The sequence below is a fragment of the Mesorhizobium sp. M1A.F.Ca.IN.020.04.1.1 genome (assembly GCF_003997315.1).
In the GTDB taxonomy this organism is placed as follows: domain Bacteria; phylum Pseudomonadota; class Alphaproteobacteria; order Rhizobiales; family Rhizobiaceae; genus Mesorhizobium.
In genome coordinates this window covers 56,734-66,536 of the sequence record NZ_RZSN01000009.1, presented here as the reverse complement: position 1 = coordinate 66,536, position 9,803 = coordinate 56,734, and the positions used below count along the sequence as shown (strand labels likewise).

At 64.8% G+C, this 9,803-nt stretch carries 8 protein-coding genes; 1 reads left to right on the top strand and 7 read right to left on the bottom strand.

The annotated features are described in order from the left end of the window. The first annotated feature begins 100 nt into the window (after nt 1–100). Complete coding sequence (locus tag EOA49_RS04100; RefSeq protein ID WP_127241025.1) at nt 101–817, top strand: glutamine amidotransferase; 717 nt, start codon at nt 101–103, stop codon at nt 815–817. 70 nt (nt 818–887) lie between these two features. Here the strand turns inward: EOA49_RS04100 and EOA49_RS04095 are convergent, their stop codons facing one another. The 7 genes from EOA49_RS04095 to EOA49_RS04065 all read right to left on the bottom strand — a co-directional run bounded on the left by EOA49_RS04095 (nt 888) and on the right by EOA49_RS04065 (nt 9,721). Next, on the bottom strand, nt 888–2,126 hold the full coding sequence (locus tag EOA49_RS04095; RefSeq protein WP_127241024.1) for an MFS transporter: 1,239 nt from the start codon (nt 2,124–2,126) through the stop codon (nt 888–890). Nucleotides 2,127–2,283: 157 nt separating this feature from the next. Further along, nucleotides 2,284–3,384 (bottom strand): aminotransferase class I/II-fold pyridoxal phosphate-dependent enzyme, encoded by a 1,101-nt coding sequence (locus EOA49_RS04090; protein WP_127241023.1) that lies wholly within the window; start codon nt 3,382–3,384, stop codon nt 2,284–2,286. Between the two features lie 110 nt (nt 3,385–3,494). Then, entirely contained in the window at nt 3,495–3,959 is a 465-nt protein-coding gene (locus EOA49_RS04085; protein ID WP_095826256.1) for a MucR family transcriptional regulator, read from the bottom strand. Nucleotides 3,960–4,150: 191 nt separating this feature from the next. Then, the gene (locus EOA49_RS04080) at nt 4,151–4,855 is read right to left on the bottom strand and encodes an ROK family protein (protein WP_067323017.1); all 705 of its coding nucleotides are present in this window, start codon (nt 4,853–4,855) and stop codon (nt 4,151–4,153) included. A 16-nt stretch (nt 4,856–4,871) separates the two neighbouring features. Further along, nucleotides 4,872–6,248 (bottom strand): glucose-6-phosphate dehydrogenase, encoded by a 1,377-nt coding sequence (gene zwf / locus EOA49_RS04075; protein WP_127241022.1) that lies wholly within the window; start codon nt 6,246–6,248, stop codon nt 4,872–4,874. A gap of 16 nt (nt 6,249–6,264) precedes the next feature. Next, complete coding sequence (gene gnd / locus EOA49_RS04070) at nt 6,265–7,272, bottom strand: phosphogluconate dehydrogenase (NAD(+)-dependent, decarboxylating) (RefSeq protein WP_127243065.1); 1,008 nt, start codon at nt 7,270–7,272, stop codon at nt 6,265–6,267. Nucleotides 7,273–7,303: 31 nt separating this feature from the next. Beyond that, on the bottom strand, nt 7,304–9,721 hold the full coding sequence (locus EOA49_RS04065; protein ID WP_127241020.1) for a glucan 1,4-alpha-glucosidase: 2,418 nt from the start codon (nt 9,719–9,721) through the stop codon (nt 7,304–7,306). Nucleotides 9,722–9,803 lie beyond the last annotated feature (82 nt).

Here is a 9,803-nt window from a genome sequence, read left to right as displayed (position 1 = left end):
CGAGCGCCACGACCGCATCGAGGCGCGCCGCAAGGCGGCGGCCGAAGCCCCGGGCGCTCGGGGCACATCGAGCGACGAATAGCTGGACCTTTCTTCTTCCATGCCACCCAGACCCAGGCCGAGACCAAAAATCCTGATCGTGCTGCATCAGGAGACTTCGAGCCCCGGCCGCGTCGGCCATATGCTTCTGGAAGAAGGTTTCGATCTCGACATTCGCCGGCCGCCGCTTGGCGAAGAGCTTCCCTGCACTTTGGACGGCCACGCCGGGGCGGTGATCTTCGGCGGGCCGATGAGCGCCAACGACCAGGACGAGTTCGTCCGGCGTGAGACCGAGTGGCTCGAAATCCCGCTCAAGGAAAACCGGCCTTTTCTTGGGATCTGCCTCGGCGCGCAAATGCTCGCCAGGCATCTTGGCGGCAGGGTCGAGAGTCATGGCGAAGGACTGGTCGAGATCGGCTGGTATCCGCTGAAGGCGACCGACGCCGGCAAGAAACTGCTGCACTGGCCGGAGATGGTCTACCAGTTCCACCGCGAGGGCTTTTCCCTGCCGGAGGACGCGACGCTGCTCGCCACGGCCGAAACCTATCCCAACCAGGCTTTTCGTTATGGCGAGAATGCCTGGGGCATCCAGTTTCATGGCGAGCTGACCAGGGTGATGATGCAGCGCTGGGTGGTGCGCGGCGCGCATCGCTTCGAGCTGCCGGGCGCGCAGCCCGGCCGCGATCATCTCGGCGGCCGGCTGATCTGGGACATGCACCTCAAGCGCTGGCTCGGCGAATTTTTGAGCCTGATCTTCGGCAAGCCCGCCGTCGGATAGATTTTGCCGCAATTGCAGAGGGAAGCCGCTGCACTCTTCTAGTCCGGCCGTCAAGTTGCTGCGCCGGCAATTAGTTCCTGCTATTCAAATGCCGCACTTGCCGCAGCGCGGGAAACAGATAGGCCCAGATCCCGGCGACCGCGACGGCGCCGATGCCGCCGATCACCACCGCCGGCACAGTTCCGATCAGCGCCGCCATGGTGCCGGCGCGGAACTCGCCGACTTCATTGGAAGCGCCGACGAAGACCTGGTTGACGGCGTTGACGCGGCCGCGCACCTCGTCCGGCGTCCAGAGCTGGATCAGCGTCTCGCGGATATAGACGCTGAACATATCGGTGGCTCCGAGCATGGCGAGCGCCACGATCGACAGCCAGGTGATGGTCGAGACGCCGAACAGGACGGTGAAGGCGCCGAACAAGGCGACGAAACCGAGCATGATCTTGCCGGCATGGTCGCGGATCGGATGGCCGGCGAGCCAGACCGCCACGGCGATGGCGCCGATGCCGGGCGCCGAGCGCAGCAGGCCGAGGCCCCAGGGCCCAAGCTCCAGAATGTCGCGGGCATAGACCGGCAGCAGCGCCGAGGCGCCGGAGAGCAGCACCGCGAACAGGTCGAGCGAGATCGCGCCGAGCACGATCTTCTCGCCCCAGATGTAACGAAAGCCGGCAAACAGGGTCTGCATCGTCGGCTTGTCGGTAGCCGTCTGCTGCGCGGGCTTGGGGATGGTGAAGACGAGCAGCGCGGCGACAAGCATCAGGATCGCCGCAGTAGCGTAGGCGATCTCCGCCGAAAGGCCGTAGAGCAGGCCGCCGGCGACCGGGCCGACGATGGTTGCCGTCTGCCAGGCGGACGAATTCCAGGCAATGGCGTTGGCGAAATCCTGTGGCGGCACCAGATTGGCGACCAGCGAGGACGAGGCCGGCCCGTAGAAGGCGCGGGCGATGCCGAACATGGCGAGCACGACGAAGATCGGCAGCGGGCCGCCAAGGCCGCGCAGCGTCAGCAACAACAGAGTGAGCGCACAGCCGGCCTCGACGAACGACGCCAATGTCATGATCAGGCGGCGGCCGAAGCGGTCGGCGACGACGCCGGTGACAAGCACCAGGAGCAGCGACGGCAGGAACTGGACGATGCCGACGATGCCGAGGTCGAAGGGATTGCGCGTCAGGTCGTAGATCTGCCAGCCGACGGCGACGGAGACGATCTGGGTGGCGAAAGTGGTGAGGAAGCGCGCCGTCCAGTAGCTGAGATACGGCCGGTGCCGGAAGGCGGCGTAGCGCTGTTCAGGTGAAGTTGCTTCGGCGGTCATGATTCGAGGGCCCCGTTGTGACATCGGCCGGCGGGGCACTTCCACGGTGGGCGCTGTTCCGGCCGGAGACCTTTAGCCCAGTTCGCCTCGTCGCGCGCGCAAAAAATCGGCGCGGCATGAAGGATCTTCGGGATTGTCGTTCGCGGTGGAAAGAGGCTCAGTCTCTCAGCGCGGCGGAAATCGCTTGCAACCCGCCGCGCAATTCCGCCTCCTTCGGCCAGCCGAAGCCGACGCGGAAGAAGCGCTTCGGCATCTCGAACCAGTGGCCGGGGCCGACATAAGTGCCGTGTTCTTCCAGGAGCCGCAAGTAGAACCGGTCGAGGTCGAAACCTGCATCGACATTCAGCCGCGGGAAGCCGACCACACCGCCTTGCGGACGCACCCAGTCGACCAGCGGCTCGCCGTCGATCCAAGCCTGGACGATATCGCGGCGCTTGGCCATCTCCGGCAACAACGATGCAAGGAAGGCATCGCGCCGCTCGAGCATGAAGCGTGCGATCGCCTCGTCGATGACACTGCCGCAGATGCCGATCTGCTCCTTGGCGGCGAGGAACGTCTCTTGCAGAGCGTGGTCCTTGCTGACCAGCCAGCCGATCCGGATGCCCGGAATGCCAAATGCTTTCGAAAGGGAACAGACGCTGATCGCGCTTGGACTGAGCGATGCCGCGGAGGGCAGGCGCTCGCCATAGGACAGATCGCGATAGGTTTCGTCGACCAGCAGCCGGCAGCGGCTGCTTTCGGCAAGCGCGACCAACGCGTCGAGATCGGCGCCGGTCATCATCGTGCCGGTCGGGTTGTGCGGGCAGGTGACGCTGATCAGCCTGGTGTTCGGCCGCACCGCCGCCGCGACGCGCGCGACATCCACGGCGAAGCCCTCGTCGAAGTCGAGATCGACATAGCTGATCGCGCAGCCGATCGCCTTGGGCGTCTCGATATTGGTGGCATAGTTCGGCCGCACGACGACGAGATGGTCATCGGCCGAAAGCAGCGAGGTAGCAATGATGAACAGCGCGCCGGCAGCGCCGGCTGTAACCAGCACGTCGTCCGGGGATAGCGCTTTGTCCTGCCCGGCGATCAGCGCGCGCAATTGCTTATCGCCGCGATGCTCGCCGTAGAACAAGGTGAGGTCGGGCAGCGAGAGGCCGATATCGGCAAGCTTCTGGTCGGCGATCGAGCTTTCGGAGAGATTGAAGCGGATGCGGTCGTAGCCGTATTCCTCCGGCGCTTCCTTCTCGATCACCATCCTCGCATAGTTCATGGCTCACCCGAACAGCATTCGCTTGTCTTATCCAAGCCAAAAGCAGGAAGCCTGCCAAGGCGGATCCCTTGGCAGGCTTCTTCAAACCGTTGGCACAGGGCCAAGATCGTTCAGGCGGGGGCCTTTACCTTCCTGGCCTTTGCCGGCTTCTCCGGCTCGGCTTCGGCCTTGCGGCCGAGGCCGATCGACTTGGCGAGCTCGGAGCGCGATGCCGCGTAGTTAGGCGCGACCATCGGGTAGTCTGCCGGCAGGCCCCATTTGGTCCGGTAGGCTTCCGGGCTCAGCCCGAAATGCACGCCGATATGACGCTTCAGCGATTTGAACTTCTTGCCGTCCTCGAGGCAGATGATGTAGTCCGGCGTCACCGAGCGCCGGGGATTGACGGCAGGAACGGGCGGCGGTGCCGGCGGAGTCGGCGGCTGGTTCAGGGCGCCGATCGAGGAGGCGACACTGGCGATGAGCTCGCCCAGGCCCGAAGCAGGCAGCCGGTTCTTGGCGACATAGGCCGACACGATGTGGGCGGTGAGCTCGAGCAGGTCGACATCTTCGTTGGCTGTATTGGTTTCCTCGTCCACGTCAGTCCTCCTCTATGCCGCACGGCCGCAAATCGGGATGTAAAATCCAGCGCGCGGCCGCGCGTTTGGCGCGCCGAGGCGGGCGCATGTGCGGCAGGCCGGCGGATTCCTAGTCGGCAAATCTGCGCGGCGCAACGACAGGTCGTGCGACTACACGTTATTTTGAACGACTATACTGAAAAGTAAAAATATCAGACGATCAGCGCCTTATCGCGCCACAGTCGAAACCCGCCTTCGAAGGCACGTGTGTTGTCGCCGCGCCTGGATCTTTCAGGCAATTCATCGAGCTTGTCGACATTGCCGCCGCCGATGACCACATAGTCCGGCTGCAAGGCGGCGCGAAGCCTGTTTACGACATCGAAAACGTATCTGCGCCATTTTTTCTTGCCGTGCTTTTCCAGGCCGCGCTCGCCGACATAATCCTCGAAGCTGCCGCCCTTCTTGTAAGGAAGATGAGCAAGCTCCATCGGCTGCCCGACATTGTCAAGGATCATGGCGGCGCCCAGGCCGGTGCCGAGGCCGAGGAACAGCATACGGCCGCCGTCATAGCTGCCGATCGCCTGCAGCAGCGCGTCGTTGACGACTTTGACCGGCTTGCCGAAGGCGGCGGCGAAATCATAGCCGTTCCAGCCCTTGCCGAGATTGAAGGGGTCGAGCGAAGGCTTGTTGTCCCTGACCGGGCCAGGGTAGCCCATCGAAATGACGTCGTAATCCAGGCCCTCGGCCAGCTTCTTCACCGAAGCCACCATCTGCTCAGGTGTCAGGCCCGGCCCGGAATCGGTGCGGCGCATCTCGCCGCCGGCGCTGGTGAGAATTTTCACACGCGATCCGCCGACGTCGATGGTGAGGACGACCTGCCCGTCCTTCGTCGAAGCCCGTTTTGCTGCTTTCGCCATCCCGTCCCCCGAGAAGCTATTTCGTCGGATTGATCCAGCCATTGGGCGGGCCGAAGCCGTTCATGGCGTCGGCCGGCCCCCAGGTCTTCGGCGCGTAAATCGGAGGCGGCGTGGTGTCGCCAAGCACCGGTCCGACGATCCGCCACGCAAGCTCGGCCGCGTCCTGGCGCGTGAAGAGCTGGCCGTTGCCGTTCATCGCGTCGCCGATCAGCCGCTCATAGGGCGGCATATCGCCCTTGGTGTCGTCGAGCGCGGTCAGTTCCACCTGCTCGCCGATCATGTCGTCGCCGGCTACCTTGCGCTGGGCGCCGATCGAGATCGCCACCTGCGGATCGATACGGAAACGGACATAGTTTGCGTCGCCCGGCTTGATCGGATCGAAGACGTCGAGCGGCGGGCGCTTCAGCCGCACGATCACTTCGGTCGCATGCACCGGCATGTTCTTGCCGGCGCGGATGAAGAAGGGCACGTCCTGCCAGCGCCAGGTGTCGACGAAGAAGCGTACGGCGGCGAAGGTCTCGACCGGCGAGTTCGGCCGCACGCCCGGTTCGGCCAGATAGCCGTCGAACTGGCCGCGCACGACATCGTCCTTGGTCAAGGTGCGGATGGCGCGCAGCACCTGCACCTTCTCGTCGATCAAATCGTCGGCAGAGCGGCCGACCGGCGGCTCCATGGCGAGCAACAGCAGGATGTTGAGCAGATGGTTCTCGATGACGTCGCGGATGCAACCGACGTCGTCATAGAACTTGCCGCGGCCTTCGATGCCGAAATCCTCGGCCATGGTTATCTGCACGCTCTCGACGAAGTTGCGGTTCCAGATCGGCTCGAGGAAGGCGTTGGCGAAACGGAAATAGAGCAGGTTCTGGATCGCTTCCTTGCCGAGATAGTGGTCGATGCGAAAGATCGACTGTTCGTTGAACACCAGATGCAACACGCGGTTCAGCCAGCGGGCCGACTGCAAATCGTGGCCGAAAGGCTTTTCGACCATCAATCTGGCGCCCCGCGCGGTGCCGGATTGTTCGAGGCCCTGGACGACGGTTTCGAACATGGTGGGCGGCACTGCCATGTAATGCAGCGGCCGCTGCGCCGAGCCGAGCGCTGCCTTCAATTTCTCGAATGTCGCCGGGTCGCGATAGTCGCCGCTGACATAGCGCAGCAGCGAGGCGAGCTTGGCGAACACCTTGTCGTCGACGCCGCCCAGCGCATTGAAGACGCCGTCGCGGGCGCGGTCCACCAGCTTGCCAAGATCCCAAGGATCGAAAGCGACGCCGATCACCGGCTCGCTCAGCGTCCCCTTGGCGACCATGTGATAGAGCGCCGGAAATATCTTCTTGTGCGCAAGATCGCCGGTCGCCCCGAAAAGCACCAGCGTGTCGGACCTCTCCTGGCTCATCCCGTCACTCCCGCCCTCACGCCTTCGGCTTTTCGACATGGCCGCCGAAAGCGTAACGCATGGCGGACAAGAGCTTGTCGGCGAAGGCGGATTCGCCTTGCGAGGAGAAGCGGTCGAACAGCGCCGAGGAGAGCACCGGCGCCGGAACGCCGGTATCGATCGCGGCCTTGAGCGTCCAGCGGCCTTCGCCGGAATCGGAGACGCGGCCGCCGAACTGGGCGAGCGACGGATCGTTCTTCAGCGCGCCGGCGGTGAGATCGAGCAGCCAGGAGCCGATGACGCTGCCGTGGCGCCAGACTTCGGCCACGGCGGGCAGGTCGATGTCGAACTGATAGTATTGCGGGCTTTCGAGCGGGCTGGTTTCGGCGTCCGCCGTGCGGGCGCGCTTGCCGGCATTGGCCGATTTCAGGATGTTGATGCCCTCGGCGTAGGCGGCCATGACCCCGTATTCGATGCCGTTATGAACCATCTTGACGAAATGGCCAGCGCCGCTCGGCCCGCAATGCAGATAGCCGTAAGGCGCGGTTCCGCCGTCTTTCGGCGGCTTGGAGCCCGGGTCGGCGCCCGGCGCCAGCGTGGCGAAGACGGAATCCAGGTGTTTCACGGCTTCGTCGGGGCCGCCGATCATCAGGCAGTAGCCGCGCTCCAGCCCCCAGACGCCGCCGCTGGTGCCGACATCGACGAAATTGATGCCCTTGGTCGCCAGCTTCGCCGCCTGGTCGACGGCGTCGTGATAATAGGAATTGCCGCCGTCGATGATGATATCGCCCGGCTCCATCAGCGCCGCAACCTGGTCGACGATCCTGCCGGTGATCGCCGCCGGCAGCATCAGCCAGGCGCAGCGCGGCTTGGCGAGCTTGGCGACGAACTCCTCCAGCGAGGCGGCGCCGATGGCGCCGTCCTTGACCATGCCGGCGACACTTGCCGAATTGATGTCGTAGACGACGCATTCGTGGCCGTCGCGCATCAGGCGGCGCACCATGTTGGCGCCCATCCTGCCCAGTCCCATCATTCCGATCTGCATGGTGTTATCCTAATAGCTTGAGGAAAGAACCTTACTGGCTATCCGAAGGATCGATGCCGACGGTGAAGTCGACATTCTCCCAACGGCTGGCTTCCGGCCAGAAAAATGTGAAGACGACCGTCGATCCCGGCTGCAGGCCGTCGACATCCAGGTCAACCAGGTGGACGCCGAAGGCGTTCTCCACCGTGTTGTCGTCGCGCACCGTCAGCCACTTGTCGCTACTCCAGTGAACCACGCCGCGCGCCGCAAGTTCCACGCGCAGGAGCTTGCCGGCGGGAAGAGAGCGGATCTTGTTGTTGAAGCGCCATGTCCTGAACGGCGACACGGTCTTGCGCTTGATGTAGCGCTCGACGCCCTGCGGCGGCATGTCGAAGACCTTGCTGTCGCGCAGCGAGCGCAGCAGCTTGATGTGCTCGGCATGCGCCCAGACCAGCGGCATGGCGCTGCCCGATGGCGCGCCGAGCCGCAATTCGCGCTCCGGCAGGTCGGGTCTGTCCCAGACCTGCTCCGGCAGCAGGCCGCCTGCACCGGCAGAGCGCTCGAAGGTCTCGAGCAGCTCGGCCGCTTTGCCGGGTCGCCCGGCGGCCAGCTCGTAATGCGCGCGCTCGCCGGCGAGCAGCGGCCAGGGCCGGCCCCGGCCGGTGCCATCGAAGGGCGAACCATCCTCATGCTCGCCATAGCCGTCGCCGGTATAGCGGTACCAGAGCGGGCCTTGCGGCAACTCGCAGCGCAGAAGCGCGTCGATGGCTTTGACGGTGTTGACGATCCGCGTATCGTCGGCGGCTCTCAGCCCGAAGCGGACCAGCGCCAGCGCATCGGGACTTATGATGGCCTCGGCCGGCCGATGGCTATCGCCGGGCGGGCGGTTCTTGAGCGGCACGAAACCGTCCTTCGGCGAAGCGGCGCCAGCACCGTCGGGCGGTGTGATGCGGACATGGTAGCCGTCGATGCCCTCCCTGGCGCAGAGTTCGGTGCCGGTGACATAGGTCCAGCGCTCGATCTGGTCGTTCCAGCAGTCGGCCGTCTCGCGCAGATAGTTTGCCGGTTCATTTTTGCCGCAAGCATCCAGCATGTCAGCCGCCGCAAGCAGCGCCGCGATCTCGACGGCCAGCGTGAACGGGCTGTAGCCGGCGTCCTCTTCCCAGCGGTCCTCGCCGGTGACCGGGCCGTTGCGCACCACATAGGAAGCCGCGCTTTCGATCATGGCTAGGAAATCGTCGAGCTTCCCGCGCGGCAGATGACCGGCGCGGCGGAGCGCGTCGGCAAGCAGCAGCGGAAAGGCGCATTCGTCCATCTGGATGCCAAGCCAGTAGGGCGTGCCGCTCGCCCAGCAGTTCTGCGGCCAGTGACCGTCCGGCTGTTGGATCGAGCGGAGATAGGTGAGGATATCGAGCGCCTGCCTGGCGTCGCCGGCTGCAAGGAAGCCGCCCGCCGTTTCGACCAGGTCGCGCGGCCAGACCAGATGGTAGCCGCCGAGATCGTCGTCGCCCTTGCTGAAGCCCCAGGGGATCGAAAGACTGGCGACTGCGGCTCCAGGTCTGGCGATCGACAGATGCGAGGCAAGCAGCGTGGTACTGACGCGGTAGGTGTTCAGGCCGGAGGCGGCTTGCCTGTCGAGCTTCTCCAGGCCGGACTGGAAATTCCGCCAGCTGGCGGCATAGGTTTCGGCGGCCGCATCGAAACCGTCCTTCAGGCTGGCCAGCGCGGCCTCCGCCGCCTCTTCCGGCGAGGCGCCGAAGCCGAGCGCCAGCAATGCGGTGCCCTTGCCTGTCGAGAAGCCGATCTCGCCGGTCAGCGCCACATTGCCATCCTCCGCGCGCTCAGCGGCAGGATCGAGCGCGCCGCCATTCCGCAGCTGCTGCCAGCCGTCCGAGAAACCGACATAGCCGGCCGAGCAGGCGCCCCAGGGCAGCGAGGCGGCAAGCGCGAGCGAGACGCCGCGGCCTGACGCAAAGAGGATACGCTGCCCCTTGTGCTCGCCGAGCCAGGCGGTGTTGCCCATGCCGCGATTGACGAGATGCGGCGCGAGCAGCGCGTAAACCTGGTAGTCCGAGGCTGAGCCTTTGAGCGCCGCGAATGTGATTTCCTGCAGCAGAACGGGCCGTTTCGAGTCCGTAACAATGCGCTTTTCAATCCGATAGGAGCCATTGACCGCCGTGTTGACCAGGCGATAGCCGGGGACGCCGGCTTCGAATGGCTCGACAAGATGGGCGGCATCGCGTTTCTCTTCCGAGAAATAGCCATCGGGACCGGTAATGATCAGCCCCAGGTCGCGCGTGCAGGCGCTGTCGAGGCGGGGATAATAGACCTCGTTCAATATGCCGTGACTGATGGTGAACCAAAGCAGGCTGTTCGCTGAAAGCCCGGTGCCGACGCCGCTCTTGGCGCTTGACGTCCAGCGCGCGGGAATTCCCGGGGCGCCCTGAGCAACGGTCGGCGTCACTGCCATCAATTGGCCTCCTGCGGCCGTTCCTAGACCAGGAGCCGGCGGCTTTTCAATCGCCGCACCCCAAGTTGATCGGGCTCGGGTC

Bases quoted from the DNA above. Each gene is read 5' to 3' on its own strand.
- EOA49_RS04100 (WP_127241025.1), top strand. From the start codon at position 101: ATGCCACCCAGACCCAGGCCGAGACCAAAAATCCTGATCGTGCTGCAT.
- EOA49_RS04095 (WP_127241024.1), bottom strand. From the start codon at position 2,126: ATGACCGCCGAAGCAACTTCACCTGAACAGCGCTACGCCGCCTTCCGG.
- EOA49_RS04090 (WP_127241023.1), bottom strand. From the start codon at position 3,384: ATGAACTATGCGAGGATGGTGATCGAGAAGGAAGCGCCGGAGGAATAC.
- EOA49_RS04080 (WP_067323017.1), bottom strand. From the start codon at position 4,855: ATGGCGAAAGCAGCAAAACGGGCTTCGACGAAGGACGGGCAGGTCGTC.
- zwf (WP_127241022.1), bottom strand. From the start codon at position 6,248: ATGAGCCAGGAGAGGTCCGACACGCTGGTGCTTTTCGGGGCGACCGGC.
- gnd (WP_127243065.1), bottom strand. From the start codon at position 7,272: ATGCAGATCGGAATGATGGGACTGGGCAGGATGGGCGCCAACATGGTG.
- EOA49_RS04065 (WP_127241020.1), bottom strand. From the start codon at position 9,721: ATGGCAGTGACGCCGACCGTTGCTCAGGGCGCCCCGGGAATTCCCGCG.